General features: G+C 49.7%; 14 protein-coding genes. 6 read left to right on the forward strand and 8 right to left on the reverse strand.

Annotation, left to right across the window (positions count from 1 at the left end):
* Window positions 1-32: 32 nt before the first annotated feature.
* Complete coding sequence (locus GC178_11395) at window positions 33-1,730, reverse strand: hypothetical protein (protein MBI1288167.1); 1,698 nt, start codon at window positions 1,728-1,730, stop codon at window positions 33-35.
* The gene (locus GC178_11400) at window positions 1,727-4,921 is read right to left on the reverse strand and encodes a tetratricopeptide repeat protein (GenBank protein MBI1288168.1); all 3,195 of its coding nucleotides are present in this window, start codon (window positions 4,919-4,921) and stop codon (window positions 1,727-1,729) included. Before GC178_11400 ends, GC178_11395 begins: the two co-directional genes overlap by 4 nt.
* Window positions 4,922-5,002: 81 nt before the next feature.
* Between GC178_11400 and GC178_11405 the strand changes: the two genes are divergently transcribed.
* From GC178_11405 to GC178_11415, 3 genes are all read left to right on the forward strand, one after another.
* Window positions 5,003-5,707 (forward strand): ATP-binding cassette domain-containing protein, encoded by a 705-nt coding sequence (locus GC178_11405; protein ID MBI1288169.1) that lies wholly within the window; start codon window positions 5,003-5,005, stop codon window positions 5,705-5,707.
* A gap of 96 nt (window positions 5,708-5,803) precedes the next feature.
* Window positions 5,804-7,549 carry a T9SS type A sorting domain-containing protein gene (locus tag GC178_11410; GenBank protein MBI1288170.1) on the forward strand — a complete coding sequence of 582 codons (1,746 nt, stop codon included), beginning with the start codon at window positions 5,804-5,806 and terminating at the stop codon, window positions 7,547-7,549.
* A gap of 106 nt (window positions 7,550-7,655) precedes the next feature.
* Complete coding sequence (locus GC178_11415) at window positions 7,656-9,542, forward strand: T9SS type A sorting domain-containing protein (protein ID MBI1288171.1); 1,887 nt, start codon at window positions 7,656-7,658, stop codon at window positions 9,540-9,542.
* A 52-nt stretch (window positions 9,543-9,594) separates the two neighbouring features.
* On the opposite strand, the gene GC178_11420 is transcribed toward GC178_11415, so the two are convergent.
* The 4 genes from GC178_11420 to GC178_11435 all read right to left on the reverse strand — a co-directional run bounded on the left by GC178_11420 (window position 9,595) and on the right by GC178_11435 (window position 15,045).
* Window positions 9,595-10,716 (reverse strand): glycosyltransferase, encoded by a 1,122-nt coding sequence (locus tag GC178_11420; GenBank protein MBI1288172.1) that lies wholly within the window; start codon window positions 10,714-10,716, stop codon window positions 9,595-9,597.
* Entirely contained in the window at window positions 10,709-11,833 is a 1,125-nt protein-coding gene (locus GC178_11425) for a glycosyltransferase (protein MBI1288173.1), read from the reverse strand. Before GC178_11425 ends, GC178_11420 begins: the two co-directional genes overlap by 8 nt.
* A gap of 69 nt (window positions 11,834-11,902) precedes the next feature.
* Window positions 11,903-12,547 (reverse strand): methyltransferase, encoded by a 645-nt coding sequence (locus tag GC178_11430; protein MBI1288174.1) that lies wholly within the window; start codon window positions 12,545-12,547, stop codon window positions 11,903-11,905.
* A gap of 119 nt (window positions 12,548-12,666) precedes the next feature.
* Window positions 12,667-15,045, reverse strand: a complete 2,379-nt coding sequence (locus tag GC178_11435; GenBank protein MBI1288175.1) for a TonB-dependent receptor plug domain-containing protein — start codon at window positions 15,043-15,045, stop codon at window positions 12,667-12,669.
* Window positions 15,046-15,260: 215 nt separating this feature from the next.
* Here GC178_11435 and GC178_11440 point away from each other — a divergent pair, with 215 nt between their 5' ends.
* Entirely contained in the window at window positions 15,261-18,863 is a 3,603-nt protein-coding gene (locus GC178_11440; protein ID MBI1288176.1) for a PKD domain-containing protein, read from the forward strand.
* A 6-nt stretch (window positions 18,864-18,869) separates the two neighbouring features.
* Window positions 18,870-22,262 (forward strand): PKD domain-containing protein, encoded by a 3,393-nt coding sequence (locus GC178_11445; protein MBI1288177.1) that lies wholly within the window; start codon window positions 18,870-18,872, stop codon window positions 22,260-22,262.
* A gap of 57 nt (window positions 22,263-22,319) precedes the next feature.
* Here GC178_11445 and GC178_11450 read toward each other — a convergent pair whose 3' ends face one another.
* Window positions 22,320-24,143: a T9SS type A sorting domain-containing protein gene (locus GC178_11450; GenBank protein MBI1288178.1), complete on the reverse strand. Its 1,824-nt coding sequence runs from the start codon at window positions 24,141-24,143 to the stop codon at window positions 22,320-22,322.
* A 60-nt stretch (window positions 24,144-24,203) separates the two neighbouring features.
* Window positions 24,204-25,289 carry a T9SS type A sorting domain-containing protein gene (locus GC178_11455; protein ID MBI1288179.1) on the reverse strand — a complete coding sequence of 362 codons (1,086 nt, stop codon included), beginning with the start codon at window positions 25,287-25,289 and terminating at the stop codon, window positions 24,204-24,206.
* A 21-nt stretch (window positions 25,290-25,310) separates the two neighbouring features.
* On the opposite strand from GC178_11455, the gene GC178_11460 reads away from it, so the two are divergent.
* Window positions 25,311-26,330 carry a hypothetical protein gene (locus GC178_11460; GenBank protein MBI1288180.1) on the forward strand — a complete coding sequence of 340 codons (1,020 nt, stop codon included), beginning with the start codon at window positions 25,311-25,313 and terminating at the stop codon, window positions 26,328-26,330.

A 26,330-nucleotide genomic window follows, 5' to 3' on the forward strand; every position in this document is an offset into this window, starting at 1 on the left:
TCAACAAAAAGAGAGCAGTTTTACACAGTAGGTCAGAAGCTGAAATTCAGCCCCGCAATAAAGCTGAATCCTTGCATCTTGTATTGCTTCCAAACTTCATTGCGGTAGCCCGCAATATTTCGGAAATCGATGAAGGCTCCGAGCCATCTGCGGTAGCGATATTCCACCCCGATGCTGGCCTGCGCGTAGCCTTTGAGCGTTTGTGGTGTCATAGAGACAACACCCAACGAATCGGTGCTGAACGCCTGCACCACACGCGGTCCGAATGCGCTGATGGCCGCTTTGAAAATGAACTTGTCCTTGATGTTGTAATTACCTGAGAAGGTGAATCGGAAAGGTGACTGATGCCAAGGCTTGATGCTGTCGGTCGGCATGACGAACAAACGGTATTCCGCCTCCGCAACCAATTGCAGTTTGCTCTTTAACTGGTAGCTCAGCGCACCTTTGAAACTGGTGGTTCGGACATCATGATACTCGGTCAGGAACTTATTGCCAATGCCGCCTGTGGTGTCGTTCACAAAGAACATCTGTTGCCCTGTGATGATCTCGGCCACCGACACATCGAACCCGATGCTGCGCGTAATGCTTCCTTTGAAACCACCATAAATATTCAAGCGTTCCCAACTGTTGCTGAGTGCCTGATCGGTCTTGAAATATGGGTTGATCTGCGAGATGGAGCGCAATCCGTTACGCTGCACGCCACCTTTCGCGCCCACATAAAAGCGCAGAATGTCCTTCACAATAAAGTAGTGGAAATCCAACACTGGGAACACCAGCACTTTGGTGGTTGTGTCGTTCACATCCAATGAAAGATTGACACCGAGGTCGATGGCCCAGCGTTCCCGCTTTGCTCTGAATTCGGGCTGAATGTACCAGATGAGGTTGTTGCTGTTGTAGCTTGGCTGCGCCAGATTGTAATAGTTGAAGGATGTTTTGATGAACATCTGCTCCTTCTTCACATTGAACGCCACACCGCCCACCAATGCCGCAAAATGCTCCTGCGCCTGAAAGTTGTCGCGCGTATAGCCGTAACCGACCGACAATTGATCCAACACGTTCAATTTCTTCTCTTGCAAGGATTTCAGATCAACATTGAGACCAACATGATGGAACACCTGATGCAGACTGTCCTTCTGCACCGACTGCACGTTCCGAAACGTCACATCCTTGGTATCAAAACCGTAGTAATAGTTCTCATCCACGTCATAATTCAACTTGCCTTCGAGCACATGCTTCTTCATAAAGTACTTGCCGAAACCTGTGATCCCCGCATCGGTGAAACCGAAATTCCGAACCTTGTTCAGCTTTGCGTACGAAGCATGATAACGTGCAAAGAAGCCTGCCTGATACTTCTTGCTGCGCAGACTGCTGAAACTCACCTCAGCAAATGGCATGGTGTAATTACCGAAACCGACCTTGGCAAAGCCGTTGTACAATTTCTGAAGCGGTTCGTTGCTCAGTTTGGCCGCTTGCAACGGCTCAGCCTCATACGTGACCTCTTTTGTCTTGTTGAGCACTTCGTAGTCCATTTTGGCCAGACTTGCCGTGTCGTGTTTCACTTCTGGCTTTGCCAAGATCTTTTTGGCATCGCGGGCCACAGGCCGATAGTTCTTTTTAATGGTGAAGCGAAGACTGTCCGGCAGCTGATCCGATTCGGTCTGCGCGAAGCTCTGCGAAGCAAAACTCATCGCCACCGACAACAGAATTATATGGAAGATCCACTTTTTCATTCTTTCTCGAAATCGATCTGATATTCTTCGTCCGCATCAATGCTGTCCGCTTCGAATATCTCGTCACGCACCTTGCCTTCCTGCTCAAACTCAATGTTCCATTCTTCTCCGTCCTTGCGCTCTTCCAGTTTCGGTTGAGCGGCATTCAGTTCATCCAATTTGCGTTGTGCCTCTGCTTTCAATTCTCCCTGATAGTTATCCACCACGTTCTGCAAAGTGAGCTTCGCTTGGAACAGATCGCCTTGTTTCACATAGTTGTCGGCAAGCAACAGGAAGGATTTTGAGATCCACTTTCCGTAGTTCGGGAAGATGTTCACCATCTCGAAAATGAGGCTCTGCGATTGTTCGTATTCCTCTTCCAGATAGTGGATGTACGCCAAGTTGTACATGGCCTCTGCTCCCACTTCGTTGTTCGATTCGAGCAGCGTTTCCTTGAAGCGTTCCTGCGCCAATCGGAGGTTGTTCTGCGCCAGCGCACATTTTGCCGATGTCAACCGCGCCTCTCCGATCACCTCTTCAGGTACCTTGTCCGAACGGAGCAATTTCTCCGCATACTCGTTGGCCGCATCGAAATTATTGAGTTTGTAGTTGCAGCGCATAAGTCCAGCACGTGCTTCCATCAGATTTTCAGCACTTTCGGCCACTTCTTCCAGCATGGTGAAACGAAGCAACGCATCGTTGTATTTCTGCTGGTACAGATAGATCTCCGATGCCGCCATCAGCGCCCGCTCGGTAAACGCATTCTTCTTAAAATCGAGCACACGGTCGTAGCCCGTGATGGCCTCATCATACTTCTTGAGCTCCACAGCGGCTTCGCTTCGGTAGAAGTTTGCGTTGAGCACAAAATAGCCATGCGGGAACTTCTCCAGATACTTGCCGAATTCGGCCATGGCACCTTCCATATTTCCTTTCAGGAACATGAATTCCGCACTTTCATAATAAGAAGTGTCGAGTGCGCCCGTGGTGATGTCTGGGAAGTTATTCGCAGCCACATATTTCTCAAAACCAGGCACATCGCCCCGTTCCACGTAGATCTTCTGGATCTTCATCAACGCCTCTTTGGCCTCTTCCGTGGCAGGATAATTCTCTGCCACATCCTCGAACAACGGAAGTGCTGCCTCATCCAAACTTTGGTTGTAGAACAGCAGGCCTTTGTTCAGCTTGGCCTTGCGCACATAGCTCGAATTCGGATGTTCGTTGATGACCTTATCGAAATACTTGACCGCCTCCGAACTGTTGTCGGTAAAGAAGTACGTTTCTGCGATCTCATACTTGGCATCGGCCGCAAAATCGGTCTCCGGATAATTCTCCAGCATCGCCTTGAGCGTTTCCACTTTTGAGGCATTCTGCCCCTCAAGCCCATAGCAGACCGCTATCTGGAAAATGGCGTAATCCGTATCGAACTTGTTGTACTTGATGGCCTTGTCGTAGAACTCGATGGCGCGCTTGTTCTCCTTTTTCAGGTAGAATGCATCCGCAATTCGCAACAGACCGTCATTCACGCGCAGCGAATCGTGCTTTTCGTAATCCACAAACTTGCGGAACCAGTTGATGGCCTCATCCAGTTTCTCATTCTCGAAATACACGTACGCCAAGCCGTAATGCGCCAAGCCGAATTCGGGCAGATTGATGGCGCTCGGTGCTTCCATGAAAAGTTTGTAGTGCTCTTCGGCCGCTTTCCAACGCTGCATGCGCGCATACGCTTCGGCCTGCCAAAAAATGGCCTGGGCCGTGATGTCAGGGTTGACAGGATACTTGTCGGAACGCTTGAAGTAATGCACCGCATTCTTGAAACGCAGGTCGTTGAAAAGCTCCGTTCCACGGACATAACTGATGCGCTGATAGGTTTCTTTCAAGGCATCATCCACGCGCTTCATCTTATCGATGGACTTGATGGCATCCTCGTAATTGTGCGTGGTGAGATAGACCTTAAGCAGGAAATTGTACGCCTCATCCACGCGCTCGCTGTTCGGGTTCTTATCGATGTATTCCTCAAACGCCTGAACCGCCTCGTTGTACGGATCGTACGAAAGTTCGTAGGCCGTTTTGGCAAAATTGAACAGCGCATCTTCCTGAATCTGCTTGTCGAACGCGTATTTAGATGCTGAACGGAACGCACCACGCGCTTCCATTTTGCGGTCCAGTTTCAGGTAGCAATCGCCCATGTGGTAATAGGCCAACTGCGCGAGTTCGTCCTCTTCGTCCGTTACCTGCTGGAAGTAGGTCAACGCCTTTTCATAATCACCTCCGCGATAGGCAGCGTACGCCAGTTTGTAGCGGTCATCACGGTTTCCACCCAATTCTGAAATGGCCATTTCCATTTCGGGAATCGCCTCTGCGTAGCGTTCCAAATTGTAGTACGCTTCGCCCAACATGCGATGGATCTCTCCGCTTTTAGCTTCGGAATAATCCTTTTCGAGCAGCGCTTTTCCGTAAGAGATGACATCTTCATTCCGACCTTGTCGGTAATAGATCTGCAGCACATAAAATGGCGCGACCTTTCCGAACAGTTTATCCGATTCGAGTTCCTGAAAACCTTTGAGTGCGGCATCGTTTCTACCTTCTCTATAAAGGATGTACGAACTGTAATACAACGCAGGCGAACGGTACTTCTGCCCACCGTTCACCACATGCGAAAGCGCTTCCTTGGAACGGTCGTACTCTTCTTGCATGAAATGCGAATAGCCTTTCTTGAAGTAGAATTCCTCCAAATACTGCTCATCCAACTTGGTCGGATCGACCAGCTCAAACTGATCGAGAACAGACTTGTACCGCTTTTTGGTGAAGTAGTATGTGCCCAACTGGAAATTGGCCAGATTGATGAACGGATGTTCAGGATGATCGGCAATGAACGTGGTCATCAGGTTCTCGCCATCGCCATTGAACAGTTCCAACGCACATGATGCCTGATAATAAATGGCGTTCTCCTGCTGGATGCTTGGCAGCGCGCGATGATGCTGCAACGCGTTACCGAAACGCTCCTGCGCCTGACCATATTTCTGCTTCTGATAGAGTTCGAGCGCTACGGCATATTCGCGTTCTGGCGAGACATCTGCCGAAACCCGCTGCGCGAAAACGGACACGCTTGTCAGACATGCCAAAAGCACCGACAGCATCACTTTTCGAACCGCAGTTTGCCCCAAACTCATCCGTGCTAAATTATCGGGCATGCGGCCAGCCCTAAGCGGCATGCACAATACTTTTCAACGCGGGCGTGTTAAGAGAAGAGTACGCTTTTCACTTCCGTAGAATATTAACTTTGGCACCTCCGCATGGAAAACCAAGACCATATCATTCAGCTTTCGGACGTGACCGTTTTCATCCGCGACAACGCGGTTTTGAACAAGGTTTCGTTTGCCGTGGACAAAGGTGAGTTCATCTATCTGATCGGTCGTACGGGAGCGGGAAAAAGCAGCCTGCTACGCACGCTTTATGCAGATCTTCCGCTGCGCGAAGGTGAAGGCTACGTGGCAGGACATGCATTGGCAGGAATCGGCCAGAAGGAAATTCCTTTTCTACGAAGAAAACTTGGGATCGTATTTCAGGATTTTCAGTTGCTGACAGACCGCTCGGTGGAGAAGAATCTGAAATTCGTGATGGAAGCCACAGGCTGGAAAGACAAGGCCAAAATGGACGAGCGTGTGGATGAAGTGCTTAAACTGGTGGACATCCCGTTGGTTTACAAGACCAAAATGCCGAACCAACTTTCGGGCGGTGAGCAGCAGCGTGTGGCCGTGGCGCGCGCGCTGATCAATCATCCCGAAGTCATTTTGGCCGATGAGCCGACTGGAAATCTAGATCCCGAAACATCGGAAGGTATCCTACAACTGATGATCGATATCACGGAGACCGGAACAAGCGTGCTGCTTGCTACGCACAACTATTCCTTTTTTAAAAAGCATCCGGCCCGCACCTTAAAATGCGAAAGCGGCTATGTGGTAGACACCTTACAAAAGGTCGGCCCGGAAGATTTCTGAGGAAATTCTGTCATCATCTTAACCAAACCTCACCTTAACGTTATGATTAGTGAACGTTGAGGTTTACCTTCACGGATTCAAACCAAAATTCACCGAATGATGAAAAATCTACGCATTGCCGCAGCAACCGTTGGGTTGTCTGTACTTGGGTTATCGGCATGGGCCCAAAATCTATTCTTGGTGGAATCACCATCCAACATTGCCGGATCTTACAACTTTACTGATTCTTACACAGCCGATGGCTGGGGTGCGAATCTGGACACGACCCATGTTACTGCGGAAGCGGCCTGGGCGTATGATGATGGAACGTATGTTGACCCAACGAATGGTGCTGCTGGCGATTCTGCCTGTTGTGGCCCGATCATCAATACGGGTGACATCAACGGAAAGGTCGCTTTCCTTTATCGTGGAACTTGCAATTTCTCGTTGAAAGCGTACAGAGCACAGGCCGCAGGAGCGGTTGGCTGCGTCATCGTGAATAACGTTCCTGGAAACCTGATCAACATGCTCTCTGGAGACAGCGCCAGCGCAATCACCATTCCAGTGATCTTTATCAGCGATGCCAATGGTGCTGCTCTTGCAGACTCCATTAACGCAGGTGGTGTTCAGGTTTTCATTGGAAATCCGAACGGTGTATTTGCCAACAACATCGGTGCTTACTCTGGCGATTTCGGAATGGCAAACAGCCAATCCATCCCTTCCACGTTTGTAAGCAACACAGGATACGAGGTTCCTATTGGAGCTTGGATCTTCAACTTCGGGTCAGCGGATGCAATAAACGCTGTTCTCTCTGCAACCATTGACCGCGATGGAACTCAGGTCTACGATGAAAGCTCTGTCGGAGCGACCATCTCTCCCGGAGACAGCCTTTTTGTCTCATTGCCGAACTATTCGGAAACCACATACGAGGAAGGTTTTTATACCATCACTTACAACATGGTTTCGGATGCGACCGATGACCTTCCATCGGACAATGTCAATACAGCATCTTTTTGGATCAACGGCAACGGAGTGTACTCCAAGAGCCGTGTTGACCCGAACGATGGCCCTCAGGGTTCTGGCGGCCTTCGACCTGCAACCGGTACCGAATTTGAATGGTGTGTTGCCCTTCAGTCGCCAAATGCGTCAAGCATGCAGATCACAGGCATGACCTTCAACACATCTACCAACAATATCGACCTTACCACACAGTCGGTTCAGTTGGCCGTTTATGAGTGGAATGATCCGTTTGACGGAACTGCTGCCGCAACGTTCAACGACCTGACCGAACTGACGAACAACGAGTTTTACGACTATGCAGCAGACCTTCAAGGTGAGTTCGTTACCCACACATTCGCTCAACCGATCGACCTTATTGACGAGCAGAAGTATCTTGGCTGCGCCACCATCTTTATCGACAATATGTTCTTGGGAGTTGATGGAAGCTTGGATTACAACACCACGTACGATGGCTACCCTACCGAACTGTTCTTCCCGCTCAATGACATAGATGGTGGAACCTGGTATGCCGGTGGTTTTGGAACGGACAACGTTCCTGCCATTATTCTGAACATGCAACTGGCAAACGGAATTGCTGATGAAGTGAAGGCTTCAGACGTCAAGCCATATCCGAACCCGACAAAAGAAATGATCAACATTCCGCTTGGCGTTGCCATGAACGGAAATGTTACGGTTACCGTTTTTGATATGGAAGGAAGAATGGTGCTTTCAGAGAACCTTTGTCAGAACAACAGTACCAACATTCGCATGGATGTAAGTCAATTGGCAAGCGGAATGCACACATTCAAACTGCAGTTTGAAGACAACTCAACTACAACTTTCCGAGTTGTGATCGCAAAATAATCTGCGATAATTGAAAATTTCTGAGGCCGATCGAAGTTCGATCGGCCTTTTTTATGAATTAAAGCCTTCGAAAGTTAATTTCACGGGGCAAATCAAAACATATCAAATGATGAAAAAATCTACGTTGCTCATTCTTGGAGTTGCATTGGGTTTTGGAGCTTACAGCCAAAACCGCGCTGTCACCCCAGAATCCATCAAGAACCTTCGCATTAGTGCAACCGCACCAAAAACGGGAAATGAGGTCGCTCAAGAAGCACCGAGTTCAAATTCCTCCACGGCAAATGCCGGTGACTTTGCAGAAGAGATCGTTGGCGAAACGAAATACGACCTTCAGACCAACTCATCCATCTGCAACCGAATTGTGAATCATGAAAATGGAATTTCGGTTACTTGGACCATGTCGTTGGCCGGTGGCAATTACGTGGACCGAGGAACAGGATATAACTATTGGGACCGCGTTCCTGATACTTGGGCAGATCAACCGACCGCGCGCATCGAATCTGACAGAACAGGTTGGCCATCAATCGCTGTTCTTGTAGATGGCAGCGAGCATGTGATCTCTCACAACACCAACACAAATAACTTGGATGTCATCAGCCGTTCTGCTGCTGGAACGGGAACTTGGACCGAGTCTGAAACGCTGCTTCCTCCAGTAATTTCTGATGGAAACTACTGGCCGCGCATGGTTGCCGGTGGCGCAGATGGTAACTCATTGCATGTAATTAGCATCTCTTATCCGGCCGACCCTGTAACTGAAGATTGGATCTTCTACAACGGACAGGCAGGAGCCATCTGCTACAGCCGTTCTACCAATTCAGGTGCTTCCTTCGATGTTGTCCATGAAGTTATTCCAGGTATTGATTCAACTTACTACTTCGGGTTCTCATCTGACGATTACGCAATTGATGCGGACGGAGACAATGTGGCCATTCTTGCTGGCGGTCTTGCTGCCGGACTGACACTTCTGAAGTCGACCGACAATGGTGACAGTTGGACGAAAACAGTTGTGGACACATTCCCAATTCCAAAGTATGATTACAAAACCATGATCTCTGACGTTGATGGCGACCAAGTGGCCGATACGATCGAGTGTAATGACGGCTCTGTTTCAGTCCTTATCGATGGCAACGGAACCATCCATTGTTTTTGGGGTGTTACCCGTATGTTGGATGATGTGGAAGCCGACCCATATTCGTATTTCCCAGGTTGGGATGGTCTGGCCTACTGGAACGACTCACGTGCCATTGGCGATGTTGATACGATCGCGTTTGCACTTGACCTGAACGGAGACGGTCAGTTGAACACCCCATCAGGCGGAACGACCAATTTCCCATTTGGGGTTTATGGTACGGGACTTACATCGCATCCTTCATCAGGTATTGATGAGAATGGCATCATCTACTTGGCTTACAGCTCTGTAGTAGATGGTACGGACGATGGTGCCGGCCGTTTGTTGCGACACACTTACGTGATGGAGTCGGAGGATAACGGAAGCACTTGGTCCGATCCGGTTGACATCTACGAAGATGATTTCAGCGAATGTGCTTTTGCTTCCATCGCCCGCAAAGTAGATGATTGCATCCATATCGTATACCAGCGCGATGACCAGGCAGGTCATTCGCTTTCGCAAGATTCTAACGGAAACCCGACAGATCCAGGAAACACTGGCGGTGAGATCGTGTACACATGCGTTCCTCGCGATGCCGTAAGTGTTGAGGAAATTGCTGCTGAAAGCGCACTTTCGTCTTACGCTGTTTATCCAAACCCGTTCAATCAGGAAACCCGTTTCTTCCTTGAGTTGAAGGAGAGCACCAAGATCGTTGCTACGGTTGTTGACCTTACCGGAAGACAAGTGATGGAAATTGCCAGTGGCGAATTGGCCGCTGGTCGTCACAACTACGTGGTGAACTTGGAATCTGTGACAAGCGGAATCTATTTCGTGAACCTACGGTTGAACAACGAGCTTTACTCACAGAAAGTGATGAAGTTCTAAGATCACCAATATGAAGAATTGCCAAGCCCCGCCTGAATTCAGGCGGGGCTTTTTATTCACCGTAGATCAATCCATAGAGCTTCTGCGCATTGACCCGATTGCAGAAACGCGCATCCAGCACTTCCTGCCGTCTTTCGCGGCTGTCGCCATTGAACTCCTCTGAGAAAAGTGTCTTCACCGCCTCCATGAACCGCTTATCGGAATCTTCCACCTTGCACAGCGATTCCAATCCCGTGTTCTCGACCATGAAGGAATTGACCAGGCAATGCCGTCCCATGTAAAGCGCGGCCAGCAGTTTCAATTTGATTCCCGTTGCCTGAAACGTGGGCAGCACATTTATCTGCGCTTCGCGGATGAGCTGATGAATGTCCTCCGTTTTCAGCCCTGAGCGTATCTCCACGTTCGGCAGCTTGGCCACTTCCGCTTTCAGTTCAGCCGAAGGCTTGTTTCCGGCAATGATGAGCGGCACATCCAACTGCGAAAAGATATGGCGTACCAAGTAAAGCACAGCTTCATTGTTCTCGCCTATCTCCAAGCTGCCGTGGTACAAGCAAAACTTGCCCATTCCTTCGGCAATATCCACATGGTCGTTCGGGTGGAATGCCGAAATGTGCTGAACGTTCGGGTATTTCGGTTCCAGATATTCCGTGTCGGCTTTGGAAATGGCAGCAATGAGCTGTGCATTGCAAAGCGTGCGCTCGAACCGTTCCAGTTTTCCAGCCTCATTCAAGAAGTAGTATTTCTTGAAGACATTCTTCTCCACCTTGGCCAGATTGCGGTAGTAATCGTGCTCGATATTGTGCGTCCGCACGATCTTGAAGCGATCCGCCAACCGTTCATCTGCAAGATGAAAACAAGTGTGCAACCCTTCAAAAAGGATCGGATGATCGTCTTTCAGCAATCGCTTAAGCAGTTCTTCGGAAGAACGCGTGACCACAATGAACGGGCGTCTTCGGAACAGATAGCTCTGTGTGGTCTTTCGATGATAGTAGTGAACTTCTTCACATATCGCTTCCAGTTCGGGTGATGGCTTTCGGCCATATTCAAAGCAATGCAAATGGATCTTCACGCCCAGAGATGCCAATGCTTTCAGCTTGAAATACACATCAATGACGCCACCATAATTGGCAGGATATGGAACATCGAACGATATGACGTGCAAGTGCTTATCCATTCAGCGAATCGATCATTTTTCCCAACACTTCCGATTCCTTTTCCCAGGTGAGTTCTGCGCTGGCCTTCACAGCATTGGCTCGCCATTCGGCAACCTTTTCTGAATGCAGCATTTCCTGTATCTGTTGTGCCAATTCCTTCGGCTCGAAGGAGCGGACGATCTCACCAACTCCATAATTCTGAATGATGCGCTTGACCTCCACCAGCTCGGAACCGAGAACTGGAATTCCTGCCTGAATGTAATCGAACAATTTGTTCGGCAGACTGAAACGATAATTCACGTTCGTGTCCTTATCGAGCGAAAGGCCGAGATCGGACAGGCGCGTGTGCGCCATCATCTTTTCGTACGGCATTCTGTCCTTGAAAATGACGCGGTCAGAAAGGTTCAATTCCTTCACGCGGTTTTTCAGAGCGGAAATCACATCTCCCGAACCAAGAATGAGCAGCACAGCATCTTGAATGTACTGCATCGATTCCACAGCCTCTTCCGCTCCGCGATGCATGTTGATGCCTGAACCTTGCAGAATGATGACCTTTTTAGCTGTCGGCATTCCCAATTCTTCTCGGCTTGCTTTCGGTTGTTCGGGCGAAAGTGCCTTGGGTACATTCCGCAACACCTTCATTTCGATGCCGTAAAGGTTCTTGTAAAGTCCCGCAATGGAAGTATTTACGGTAAGCGTGTTTTTCAGTTTTGGCAGTACGCTTCGCTCAATCTTTTGCCATACGCGCTGCACTTTGGGACGATGCACGAGTTCGGGCACTTCCGTAAAAAATTCGTGGCTGTCGTAAATAAGTGACGTACGTTTCAATCGGCTCACGAAATAGTTCGGAAGCAGTGTATCAAGGTCGTTGGAGAACAGCAGATCCGCCTTTCGGAACAACAGATTGAAGAACAGACCGATGTTATACGAAGCGTAGAACAGCGGACCTTTTTCGAACGGAAGCCACATGCGATGCATGGTGTATCCGCGGTCATCCAGCGGAACGCTGACGGAAGTTGTTCTACCGATCAGCAACACGTCATACCCTTTTTGCCCAAGCAGCAGGCAATGCCGATGCACGCGCTGGTCGGTAGATAGGTCGTTGATGACGGAAACGATCGCCTTTGGTCTGGCCAATTTATTCGATGCTCAGGTTGGCGTAAAGGTCAGTCGATGCTGAAAGGTTAAGGAATTGTGATGGCCAAATTAAGCCAATTTCCGTGCGATGAGCAAACCGTCTCGAACAGGAAGCAGCACGGTTTCCACACGCGGATCGGCCTTCACCTTTCGGGCATATTCTTTCAGTGCCAGCGTGTCTTTGTCAAGATTCGCATCGTCTTCCAGCACCTTGCCGCTCCAAAGCACATTATCTGCAATGATGTAACCTCCCGTATTCAATTTATCGAAAACGAGATCGAAGTAATTCGGATAATTCTCCTTGTCGGCATCAATGAAAACAAGGTCGAATTTCATATCCAGCGTGGGAATGATCTCCATCGCATTGCCGATACGCGCATCGATCTGCGATGACCTCCCAGACTTTTCAAAATACTTCTGGACGATATCTTCCAACTCCTCGTTCACATCAATGGTGACAAGTTTGCCGTCTTCCTGCAATCCATCCACAAAACAGAGGGCGCTGTAACCCGTGTAAGTTCCAATTTCCAAGATGTTCTTCGGACGGATCATCTGCGAGAACATGCGCAGGATCTGTCCTTGCAAATGCCCCGAAAGCATGCGAGGCATCATCACCTTGGCGTACGTTTCGCGGTTCAGTTCGGCCAGAACCTGACCTTCTTCGCGCGTAAATTCTTCTGCGTACGCTTCTATTTCCTTGGCAATAAAATCCATGATGATGCTTTATGTTAAGTTCAATTAGATTGAATAGAACATGTTTTTAGCCACAGATGCACAGATTTTCTCTGATTGCTCTGATTGACATTTCATCTGTGGCCACTACATGTCAAAAGTTAGAACTGCCAGCTCAGTCCGATACTTGGAAGGATCGGAAGTTGGTTGACGCGCTCGTACTTCACGCGGTCGATGTAGAAGATGTTCTGACGATTGTAAACGTTGGTGATACCAAGAACAAGATCCAATGTATGCTGTCCAAGCTCGAAGCTTCTCTTCACGGTAAAATCCAATCGGTGATAATATGGCAAACGACCAGAATTGTACTCGCCATACTGCACACCGAGGTTTCCATTTTGTGTGGTGTAATCGGTGTTGATCCCGTTGGTGAACATCAGGTTCTCGTAGAAACCTGCCGTTTGCGTGAATGGGAATCCAGAACCGAGGTTCCAGCGGACGCTTGCCTCCCAGTTCAGGTCTTTTCCGAATCGGTACGAAGCGACCAAGTTGACGTTGTGGCGTCTGTCAAACAGCGGGTAATATTCCTTGATGCCATCGTAGCGCGTCACCTTGCTGAGTGAGTAAACCGCCCAGATGTAAAGTCGCTTGTAGTTGTACTTGAACACGAAATCGATACCCATCGCCTTTCCGTTCTCGATGATGAAATCCTTCTTCAACTGATCGGGAACCTGAGAATTCTCAGGCGTGTCGGCAAAAAGTTTGTTTCGGTTCACATTGGTCAACTGAAGGAAGTTCTTGTAGTAGCCTTCCACATTCAACGTGATGCGCTTGCCGAGGTCCACTTCAAACCCAACGATGTTGTGCATGGCGCGCTGCAACGGGTTCTTCACAGGTTTGCCGTCAAACGTTTTGGGCAGATTCTCTGGAGCGGTGAGGTAACCGTAGAAGAGGTTCACCACATCGCGGTCTGATTTGGCACTGATCAGGTTCTGCGCGTACAGACCGAAAGCGTATTTGAAACGAAGCCACTTGGTGATGTTGTACTTGAGCCCCAAACGTGGTTCTGGCGAAGCCACGCCAAGCGATGCATAATAGTGCAAACGGAAGCTTGGTTCGAGCACGATCTTGTCTCTCCAGCTCCACTTGAATTTGGCGTAAGCACCGAAGTCGGTGGTGTTGTACGCATCGTTGGCACCAACCTGCGTACCGACCGAATTCGTGAATTCATACTGCGTTTGAAATCCTTGAAGGAAAGGCCCGAATTTCAATTCACTCTTCCCGAAATAGTAGGTGAAATTCATCCCTCCTCTAAAACCACCGATGGAACTGAACCTTCTCCCTGCAATACCCGAAGTGTTGAGTTCGATCTTGTAGGTGGAATAGTTGAAGAACGGTTCCAACAACACCTGCGATCCTGCTGGAACCACCAGTACGTTCACCCCAACTCCATAGGAGTTCCATTTGTAGTTGTTGATAGATTGATAGGTGACCTGATCGTTGAAACTGAAACCGAACAGATTCACCTTGCTTCCTGAGTTAGAACTGTAGGTCAGTTTGGCAAAGATGTCGGTGAAATTGAATGGCAGCCCGTTGCCGTTGTTCACATACGGATAAAGCGCCTTGGACGTGTATTTCAGGTAAGAGGTCTTACCAGAAACCAAGTAGGTCAGCGAACCTCCACGGTCTTCACGCATCTTGATGATCGGCCCTTCCAGAATAGCATTGGCACCGAACGGGTTGAACGCCAACTTGCCTGAGAATTTCTTGCGGTTACCATCGCGGGTTTTAATGTCCATGATGGAAGAGATACGGTCACCGTACTGCGCATTGTAACCTCCAGTATAGATGTCGGCCGTTTTGATGATGTCCGTCTCGAAAACCGAGAAGAACCCGATGCTGTGAAACGGATTGTAGATGATCATTCCATCCAACAGAACCTTGTTCTGGATGGGTGATCCACCACGGATATACAGCTGTCCACCTTGGTCACCAGTAAACACAACCCCTGGTTGTACCTGAAGCACCTGCGCCAGATCGGATTCACCACTCACGGTCGGAATCTGCTTCATCTGCTTAGGCGTAAGCGTGGTTACGGAAGTACGAACCTCCGTCAATGCTTCCTGTCGTGCAGCTGTGATCTGCACTTCGCTCAGTTTCACAGAGGATTTCTCCACGTACAGGTTTACCGTTTCGATATTGTTTGCCCGAACGTTGACCGAAGTTTTCAAGGTATCGTAGCCGAGATAAGTGACCACCAATGTTTGGTCGCCTACCGGAACGTTGGTGATGGTGTAATAGCCATTTACATCGGTGGCCGCACCCAGCGTGGTTCCTTTCACGATCACATTTGTGAAGAGAACAGGTTCGCCCGATTCCTTGTCATAAACAAATCCCTTGATCTTTCCGGTCTCCTGACCCCATGCCACCGAAGCTACAAGAAGCAGCACAGCAATGATGGAAATACCACGATTTAAACCCATACGCGTTTTTTGTAAGCGTGCAAAGGTAAAAGTTATCATGCGCGGTTTTGTCTGCATTCGGATAATTCAGAAGCCACTCAATAATGAAGAAGTCTTTCCGCTTTCAACTGATTTTCAGTCGTTTACAAACATGAAATCGAATAGAACTGTTATTTGAGTGAAAATTTTGCGGCAAAATCGCTTGCTGGAACAAGCATCTATCAGCATGTTCCAACGTCCGATAAATGCCCTACATTCGATAACTCAAAAGTTTGTTCCGACCGAACCAGAACATGAGAAACCGTTACCAACGCTTTCTAAGTTTTTTTCTGTTGCTCAGTCTGCTGACAATCGCAAATGAAAACGCCTTTGCCCAGCTGACCGTTACGGGTGGATTGAATGCCACAGCTTTGGCGCAGATGCTGGCCGGTCCGGGAATCACGGTTTCAAACGCCACACTTACCGGAGCACCGGATGCGGCCGGCTCGTTCAATGGGTCGGCAAGCAATATTGGTCTGACAAGCGGTGTGATCCTTTGTACCGGACCAATTACCATTGCTCCGGGGCCGAACAATTCGGGTAGTGCCGGGCAGGACAATGGCCAGCCGGGAAACAGCCAGCTGAACGGTCTTGCCGGTGCAAGTACGTACAATGCTGTCGTTCTGGAATTCGATTTCATTCCGCTTTCCAACGTCATCCAGTTCGACTACGTTTTCGGTTCGGAGGAATACCCGGAATTCGTGAACTCGGGCTACAACGATGCCTTTGCTTTTTACATCAGCGGACCGGGAATTGCCGGACAACAGAATATTGCATTGATCCCCGGCACGGCAACTCCCGTGACCATTGATAATGTGAACGCAGGCTCCTACTCGCAGTATTATGTTGACAATTCGGGAGGAACGACCGTGCAATATGATGCTTTCACTACGGTGCTGACCGCCACTTCTACGGTTCAGGCCTGCCAGACCTATCACTTGAAATTGATGATTGCCGATGCTGGCGATGGCGTTTGGGATTCGGGGGTCTTCTTGGCAGAAGGAAGTTTGACAAGTGAGGTGGTTGAGATCTCCACATCAACCGCTTCTGCAGATTCAACCGCTTACGAAAATTGCTCCAATGCGACTGTCACATTCACGCTGAGCGATGTGCTGCCTTCTGATTACACGGTCAACTTCAACGTTTCTGGAACGGCAACCAACGGAACCGACTATCCGACCATTCCTTCTTCGGTAACCATTCCTGCCAATCAGCTTTCCACCAGTTTTACCATCGACCCTGTGTATGACGGAACGCCCGAAGGCATCGAAACCGTGATCATTGACGTGCAGACAAGCATCTGTGGTTCGGACACGATCATCATCTACATTAACGATGTAACGCCTGTGACCGTGGAAGCCTTTGGCGACACGGCTTTCTGCGGTGGTACCGCCAAACTTTGGGCGCACGCGGATGGCGGAGCGGGCAGTTACACCTTCAATTGGTCGAACGGAATGACGGGTGATACCATTTACGTAACCCCATCTGCCACCACCACCTACACCGTTTCTGCAAATGATTACTGTGCATCCACGGTTCCAGAACCTTCGGCCGATGCAACGGTTACCATCGACCCGACACCTGTTGCAGATGCCGGACCGGATATTCCGTATTGCGCAGGCGACCCCGTAACGCTTAGCGGTTCGGGAGGAACGGTTTACGAGTGGTACGACATTACGAACGGTGCGGTGGTTGGCAATCAAGCGTCCATCACGCTCAACCCCGTTGGTGATGTTGACTATAGAATGATCACATCGATCGGGGTATGTTCAGACACAGATTATGTTTCCATCACGGAATTGCCCGCATCGCCAGCGCAGGCCATCGGTGACACTTCATTCTGTGAGGGCGGCTCTGCCCAACTGAATGTGGTAGGAGGTGTCAATTCCACATTTTCCTGGTCGCCAACTATCGGACTGAACGACCCGTTGATTCAGGACCCGGTTGCCACGCCCAATGTGACCACGGTATATACGGTAACGGTTACGAGCAGCAGCGGTTGCATCAAAACAGATTCTGTTGAGGTCATCATCGACCCAGGTCCAGTTCCGGATTTTGTTGTGAATGACGTATGTCTGAATGAGACATCGATCTTCGTGAACGCCTCCTCCATCGCTTCAGGTTCCATTCAATCTTTCGCATGGAATTTTGGCGATAGCGCCACCAGTTCCAGTTCAAATACCAATCATTTGTACGCTACTGACGGAACCTACAGCGTGAAACTGGTGGCTGTTTCGGACATGGGCTGTACCGACAGTCTGACCCAATCCACCACCGTTCATCCCATTCCAATTGCCGATTTCAGCTTTGCAGATGACTGCCAGGACAAGCAGATCACCTATTCCGACCAATCTTCTGCTTCGTCTGGATCGGTGGCAACTTGGCAATGGGATTTCGGGAACAATCAAACCTCCACCGATCAGAATCCGGTTCCGCAATCCTATCCAACGGCTGGTTTTTATCAGGTTCAATTGGAAGTTGCCTCCGATTTTGGATGTGTTGATGATACAACGCAAACCGTTGAGATCTTCCCAGTACCTACTGCCAACTTCACATTCGATAGCGTTTGTCTCGGTCTGGCAAATCAGTTCACCGACCTTTCGTTGGCCAATGGCAATTATCCGATCATCGATTGGAGCTGGAGTTTCGATGATCCCCAATCGCAAACGTCTACCGACCAGAATCCATCCGCGACCTTCAACCAATATGGACAATATGGTGCCACGCTCACAGTAACCACATCAGCCGGTTGTTTGGATGTGATCACTCTGGGAAATGCGGTTGTACATCCGCTGCCTGTGGCAACATTCAGTAACGCCATCAAAAACTGTCTGAACGATACCAGTTGGTTCGAAGACCAATCGACCGTGCCGAATCTATTGAACGACCAGGTCGTTGCTTGGAACTGGGGTTTCGGAGATGGTTACAGTGCAAACACGGCCGATACCTTCCACATTTATGGAAGTGATGGTCACTTCGCAGCTTCGCTGGTAGTTGCAACGGACAAAGGCTGCTTGGACACGATGACCCACGATGTGGAGATCTATCCGTTGCCCACGGTTAGTTTCACTTCGGATGTTACGGAAGGTTGCCAGCCACTACGCGTATTTTTTGAGGAGACATGTGCCATTCCCGCACCTTATTCCATCTCATCGTATGTCTGGAATCTGGGTAACGGTGATGGCGATATTTCCTCGCAGAACCCAATGAATGTGTACAACGCGGAAGTGCTACCTGACACATCGGTTGCCCATTACACGGTCTCGCTGCAAGCAACCTCCGGCAATGGCTGCGTTTCTTCTGATACCGTGGTAGACTACATTACAGAATATCCGAAACCGGATGCGCTTTTCGAGGCCGACAGGTATGTTACCGACCTTCTGAATCCTGAGATCGATTTCACCGACAAATCTTCTGATAACGTAACCGAATGGTACTACGATTTCGGTGAAGGAAACTACAGCACGGAGCAGAATCCGGGCAACCTGTTCACCGAAGTTGGCGAATATGAGGTGACGCAGTACGTGACCACGCAGTATGGTTGCATGGACACGATATCAGGCATGGTGAAAGTGGAACCGATCTACACCTTTTACATTCCGAACACGTTCACACCCGATGCTGATGGGAAAAACGAGGAGTTCTTCGGCACAGGAGAAGGGTTCGTTTCGTACTCCATGTACATCTTCAACCGTTGGGGCGAAGAGATATTCACGTCCTTTGACAAGGATTACCATTGGGATGGAACGTACAATGGCAAGCAAGTGCAAGAAGACGTGTATGTTTACAAATTCTACATTGTGGACTGGAAAAATGACGACCATGAATATTTTGGTCATGTGACGTTGATGAGATAGAGAACCATGCGGTTGGAGAAAGCTTACTTACTGTTCCTTTTCCTCATGCTTCTTGGATGGAAGCAATCATTTGCACAATACCAGATCAACGGCAATGCGGCCCAGACCTCCTGTAACTGTTGGAGGTTGACACCTGCCGCCAATGGTCAGAATGGATCTGTTTGGAATGTGAACCTTTACGACCTAAGCACCCCTTTCAATTTCACCTTTGATGTTTTTCTTGGTTGCAATGATGGTGGCGCGGACGGCATCGCCTTCGTGCTACAACCATTGAGCGTAAATGCAGGCAGCTCGGGAGGTGGAATCGGTTATGCAGGGATCAATCCAAGTTTGGCCGTGGAACTGGACACATACCAGAACGGTGGCGAGCCTTCATACGACCACATGGCCATTCAGCGCAACGGAGATGTTTCGCATACTGGAGGCAATATGCTCGCAGGTACGGTTCCCATCAGCGCAAGCTCCAATAATGTGGAAGATTGCGCTTGGCACCAACTGAATGTGGTCTGGGATCCCACCACCAATACAATGACCGTTTACTTTGATGGTGTGCTTCGCCTCAGCTATACGGGCGACATCATCAACAATATTTTCGGTGGCAACCCGAACGTGTACTGGGGTTTTACTGCCGCCACCGGAGGTGCAAATAACGAACACCAGTTCTGCAACGCACTCGATCCCGCATTCATTATCACTTCTCCCGTGCAATGCACAGGTTTTCCGGTCGATTTCCAAAGCTCCTCGGCTGTTGCTACCGGACAGATCACCGACTTCACTTGGGATTTCGGAGACGGTAGTACGGGTAGTGGCGGGCAGATATCGCACACATTCACAGCTCCCGGAACGTACACAGTAACCCTCACTATCTCTTCAGAAGGTTGTACACAGAGTAGCAACACAGATGTGACGATCAATCCGCTTCCCAATTTCAGCCTTGGTACCGATCAATCCATCTGCGATGGCGATTCCTACCAAATTTCACCTACTGGATTATCTGGTGGTGAGCAGTTGACATGGAGCCCTACAACGGGACTTGACAATCCAGGCGTCTCGAACCCGACCGCTACACCAACAACCACTACTACCTACACATTAGGTGTTCTGGATGCGAACGGTTGTCCGACATCGGATGACATTCAGATAACGGTTAATCCATTGCCGGTGGCGGATGCGGGTGCAGACCAGACCATTTGTGATGGCGATGTGACCAACATGGCCGCATCAGGAGGCGTGCAGTACGATTGGACGCCAACCACCGACCTTGCCGATGCCACCAGCGCCACCACGCAGGCTTCGCCAACAGCAACCACGAATTACAGTCTGACCGTGACCGATGCCAACGGCTGTCAGGACGCGGATGACATGACCATCACCGTAAATCCATTGCCTGTAGTGGATGCCGGGGCAGATTACAGCATGTGCGACCAGCAAACGGTTCAGTTGCAAGCATCCGGTGCGACAAATTACAGTTGGAGTCCCACAACAGGATTGAGCGATGCAGCAATCGCGAATCCTGTCTTCGATGGTTCAACCACAACCACATTTACGGTTACCGGAACTGATGCCAATGGCTGCCAGAACACCGATGATGTGACGGTAACGGTTTTCCCATTACCCGTTGCAGATTTTGCGCAACCTGCTGCCGTTTGTCTTGGACAGCCAACGGTTTTCACGGACAACAGCAGCGGAACCGGGCTGACCTATACGTGGGATTTCGGAGATAACAGCCCGACAGACAACACCCAAAGCCCTTCTCACACGTACGCTACCGATGGCACATTCAACGTGAGTCTTGCGTTGGTTGATGGGAACGGTTGTACAGCGAGTGCTTCATCTACAGCCGAAGTTCATCCTCTTCCGGTACCGGCCATGAACATTACCGATGGACAGGAATTCTGCGAGGACGACCTCATCCAATTTCACAATCAGAGCACGGGAAACATCACGAATGTGTTCTGGGATTTTGGCGACAACGCCTTCCTTCCGGCCTACCCGAACCATACAAGTAACTTAGATGACCCCACGTTTGCGTACCACAACTTTGCGTTCAGTCCGTATACTGTGCGGCTTGGCGTGGAAGATGCTGCCGGATGCTACGATCAGACACAGGTGGTGATCATTGTTCATGATAGACCAGAGGCGGATTTCACTTCCACAAATGCATGTGAAGGTCAAATGACGCAGTTCACGGATCTCTCAACCGTAAACTCATCAACCATTAATGGTTGGAGCTGGGATTTTGGAGATGCAAGTGGTACTTCGGCACTTCAGAATCCGACCTATTTATACGCAACCGCAGGCACTTATCAGGCAGAACTGACCGTGACCTCAACGGATGGCTGCAAAGACACCATTACAAACGAGGTACTGGTAAATCCAACTCCCGTTGTGAGCCTTGCGGGAATCGACACGTGTTTGAATGACGAGACCTCGTTTGTGAACACCACCGCACCACAGGACAGCACCATCAGCAATTGGGATTGGGATTTTGGAGACGGGAACACCACCACGGGAATCACGGCCACGCACACCTATTCCGATCATGGAACGTTTACGGTAACGCTAACCGCCACTTCGGATAGCGGCTGCGCGGCATCGGGAACCACACAAGTGACAGTATTTCCGAATCCCGAACCGGCATTTCAGGCCATTGAACCGGAAGGATGCACACCGCTGGATGTTCTTTTCGTGAACCAATCGACCATTGCTACCGGTTACATCGCTTCCTACGAGTGGAGCTTGGGAGACAGCATCGTCTCTACCGATATGAGTCCGACCAATGTATATCCTGATTCGGGATATTACGACATAACGCTTGTTGCCACCAGCACGGAAGGTTGCACCACAACTCTTACAGTGAACAACGCCATTCGCGCCAACATCACGCCTGTGGCAGATTTCACGGTAGATGAACCTGTGGTGTCGCTCCTGGACGCTCAATTGGAACTTTCCGATCAGTCTCAGCATGCTTTGACATGGGATTGGAACTTGGGTGATGGAACGACCTCCACGGTAGAAATACCCACGCATCGTTATAATGACCCAGGCACCTACAATCTCACGCTGCGCGTAACCAATGGCGATTGCGAAGATGTGGCCTACGGCACGATAAAGGTGGAGCCGCTTTTCACGTTCTACATTCCGAACACGTTTACTCCGAATGCCGATGGCAACAACGACACATTCTACGGTGATGGCGAGGGAATTAAAACCTACAGCGTTCGAATTACAGACCGTTGGGGTTCATTGATCTTCGAATCGAACGACAAGGATTTCCATTGGGATGGCACCTTCAAAGGCAAGCAGGTCGAAATAGGTGTCTATATCTACGATTTCACCATTGTGGATGTGTATGGCGAAACGCACTTCTACCGCGGGGGCGTGAAGCTGATGCGGTGACACCTTGGCTGTTCCTTACCCGGTAATCATCTCGTAATCCATCTGGCATTCCCTGCACTATTCCTTCACCACTTTTACCACCGAGCGGGTGCCTTGCCCATTGGTAGCATGCAGCAGGTAGATGCCGCTGGGCCAAGTGGACGTGTCCACCGCCCACTTGTTTCCCTGAGCGGAGCGAAGGGTCTCTATGGTACGCCCCAGCATATCGGTTACCTCGATGGAGGCCAGCATAGTTGTGTAGGAGTGTATGTTGAGAACGTTTGTGCAGGGGTTGGGGTAGACAAGTAAACCTTTGCCATCCGTTGGTTCTTTTCCAATGCCAACGGATATATCATCCATCATTTTGATCATATACGGGTCATACGTTTGACCTACCAGATAAATGTTGCTTGGCGTGTTCATTCCCACATTTATGGTATCCGTGCCAACCGTACCAGAGGCAAGCACTCCACCGTTCGGGTATGCCTCCATAGACCAATGCATCCAGATAACCTGAGATGCTGTTGCATAGACATTGGCCCAAAGAGCAGTTCCAAGACTATCGAATTTCACAATGCCGCTGCCTACAGTTGGGTACATTTCGGGAACAAGCACATTACCCAATTGGGTCTGAAAATCCAGACCTGTGTAATAGACGAATTGAACCCAAGGGTTCTCGTTGATATCAACAGCAACTGCACCGAATATATCAGGACCATCGGGTCCCAACGTCTGAACCCATCTGAATTCGCCTTCGGAACTTAATTTGAGCAGATACCCTCCAGGCTGGCCGACAACGTGAGTACCGCTACCAGGGTCAAAATCAAACGCTCCACTTGCAATACTACCTACCACATAGATGTTGCCTGCCGGAGAAACCGTAATGGAAGAGGTGACCGCAACGGAATTGGGGTCCACGCCTTCCAATTGCCAATGATCGAGCATTTCCCCATTCTTTGAGATTTTCGCGATGAACACATCGGCCAACCCAGAGGAGGTGACACTGATGGTATCGAACGGAAGTTCAAAATTCTTCGTTCCTGTGAAATAACCTACACAGATCACATTCCCCTTATGGTCTATGGCCAAGGCACTTTTTTCTGAACGTGCACCACTGGTACTAATAAACGTATGGTCAGGTTTTGGAGGTAGCGTACACCCCCAGTCAAAACCTCCCACCGAGTCCAATTTGAACAAGTGTCTTGAGTAATAATCGTACGGATGATTGGGATTCACTATGGCTGTACCCGGCACTGAAGCGTCAAGGTCAACCGTATCACTGTAAAGACCCGTCAGATACATACTTCTGTCGTCATCAATGACCGCATCCCACATGTTCAGGACCAATCCTTGGTCAAAATGATCTCCATCGTACACTACATACCAGAGTAAATTGCCGTTGGGGTCAATTTTTTCAATCACAAGATTATCCTGCGCATCACTTATCAACTGAACATTGGCACTTGGGTCAATATCGGCCTCAGCCCCTGCATAGAACACCAGATAGATATTCCCATCTGCATCAATATTAATATGGGACTTCATACTGTAACCTCCACTTAACGGTGGATTACTGACACCATCAGGCGCTGCTCCGCCTATCTGCCACACATTGACAAAATTGCCGCCAGTATCGAGTTTGAGGAGGAAAATGTCCCAAAGCCCGTTCGATACGAGTTCATGAACACCCGTTGGCGAGGGGTCGAAGTCAACCGTATCGTAAAAACTTCCTATCAGGTAGCTATTGCCCGCTGAATCGATGGCCACGGAATGCGCCTCATTCTTCCTGTAGGGGGGATATGTATTTGAGAAACGATAGGCCCAATCTACAATTGGCAACTGCTGCCCTACCCCTACCAGCGGCAGTAAACCAAAAACCACAAGAAGCCACCCACGCATCATGCGCTCTAAGATAGTGTTGTTAACGGCCTGTTGGGCGGAGAGTCAATCATGCCTTGCTGTTTATTCCTTCACCACCTTTACCACCGAGCGGAGGCCTTGGGCATTGGTGGCATGCAACAGGTAGATGCCGCTGGGCCAGGGGGATGTGTCGAGTTGTATGACCTCCCCCGACCCCTCCTCTCGAGGAGGGGAGCTGATAGTGCGCCCCAGCATATCGGTTACCTCGATGGTCATTCCATCCGCCTGAGGCGGAGAGGAATCTTGAAGTCTGATGTTGAGAACGTTTGTGCAGGGGTTGGGGTAAACGGACACCTCCGTTCCATCCTTTTCCACTTCTCCGATGCCTGTCACCGTGTCCTCGATCACACTCACATCATCAATATAGAAATATGCTGCATCAGCGCCTTCTCTAATCTGTCCCCGATAGTAAGGGTTACTATCCGTATCTGGTCGAAAACTCCCAATGAACAATTTGTCTTCTCCTCCCAGTGCAGTATAGACCGCGTTCAACTCGTACCATAGCTGATCACTGAGCGTGGACGCATCCATCTCAAGTTCGACATCTGACAAATTCGTGTTGAACGGAGGAAGGGGAGGAGCGACATTGCTCAGAATAGCACCCATGCAGCACGTGCTGTAGTTTATGCTGTCTGCCAAACTGACCTTGAATGAAACCCTGTATTTCACTCCACTCTGCAACGGCTCGGTCAACTCCAAGAAAACCGACTCTTGTCCACCACTGAACTGAGGCGTATAAGTTGCCACACCGACATAAGCACTATCGATTGCATTCTGAACACCATAGACATTCAACGGAACATCAAAATCGCCCGTGCTGCATCCATGAAAATAATCTGGACTTCCATGGAGCGGCCACCAATGGTCACAGTCACCAAGGCCGCCAGGATTGGTCGGACAATCCGAATGTTCCTCGAATCCCCCATTGGGCACCAGATTAACGGGTGTGTTCTGTGCAATGGCACTACCAGCCATCACCACCCCAAAAACCAAAAGAAGCCACCCGCGCACCATGGGCTCTAAGATAGTGTTGTAAATGCAATGTGGGCTGCTGCGCGCATAGGCCACGCGGTACGGAAGCGTGCTTCGGAGGCTGGTAGTAAAAATTCCTACTTTTGGCGCGCTCAAAAAGTTTAGGGAAGTCTGCGAATGGAGGTAGAAAAAAATCAAGGTCTGGATTTCGATTCATCCAACCTGCTGTTGTTCATCTTCCGATGGAGGAAGCCCTTGATCATTGTATCGGTATTGGCGGCCGTGCTTTCGGCCATCTTCTCGGGACCGTATTTCATTCCGCCCAAGTTCGAGAGTACGGTCATCATGTTCCCTACGTCCACGGCCTCCATTTCCAAATCGCTGCTGGCCAAGAACAACCCTTCCAAAGAAGACCTGTTGGCCTTTGGAGAGGAGGAACAGGCCGAGCAGTTGATCCAGATCCTGAACTCGGACGAGATCCGCAACCGCATCATTAAGAAATACGACCTGCGCGACCACTACAAGATCGATTCGACCGAGCAGTATGTGGAAACAAAGCTCTTTAAGGAATACGAGAGCAACATCACCTACAAGCGTACAGAGTTCCAATCGGTGCGGGTGGATGTGCTGGACACCGACCCTGTGCTGGCCGCGGCCATTGCCAACGACATTGCCTCGTTGGTGGATTCGGTAAAGAACCGCATGCAGAAGGAGCGTGCCGAAAAGGCCATGCGCATTGCCGAGGCCGAGTACCTGGAAATGAAGGCGTACGTAAAGGAACTGGAAGACTCGCTGAACCGCATGCGCGAAATGGGCGTGAACGACTACGAGTCGATGTCGGAGCGTTTTAACGAGTACTACGCCAAGGCCATTTTGGAGAACAACACCCGCGCCATTGCCAAACTGGAAGAACAGTTGAAGATCCTATCGCACTACGGTGGTGCGTATGTTTCCATCCGCGATATGCTGGAGCATGAGAAGGAGCAGTTGAGCCACCTCCGCGCCAAGTATCAGGAGGCCAGAGTGGATGCCGAACAGACGCTTCCGCACAAGTTCATCGTGAACAGTGCCTTTCCTGCCGAAAAGAAATCCTATCCTATTCGTTGGTTGATCGTGCTGGTATCAACTGTTTCCACCTTCATCATTGCGCTGCTGGCGATCATTGCCTACGAGAACATCCGAAAAACCAACCTCTGA

The organism is Flavobacteriales bacterium, assembly GCA_016124845.1.
Classification (GTDB): Bacteria; Bacteroidota; Bacteroidia; order UBA10329; family UBA10329; genus UBA10329.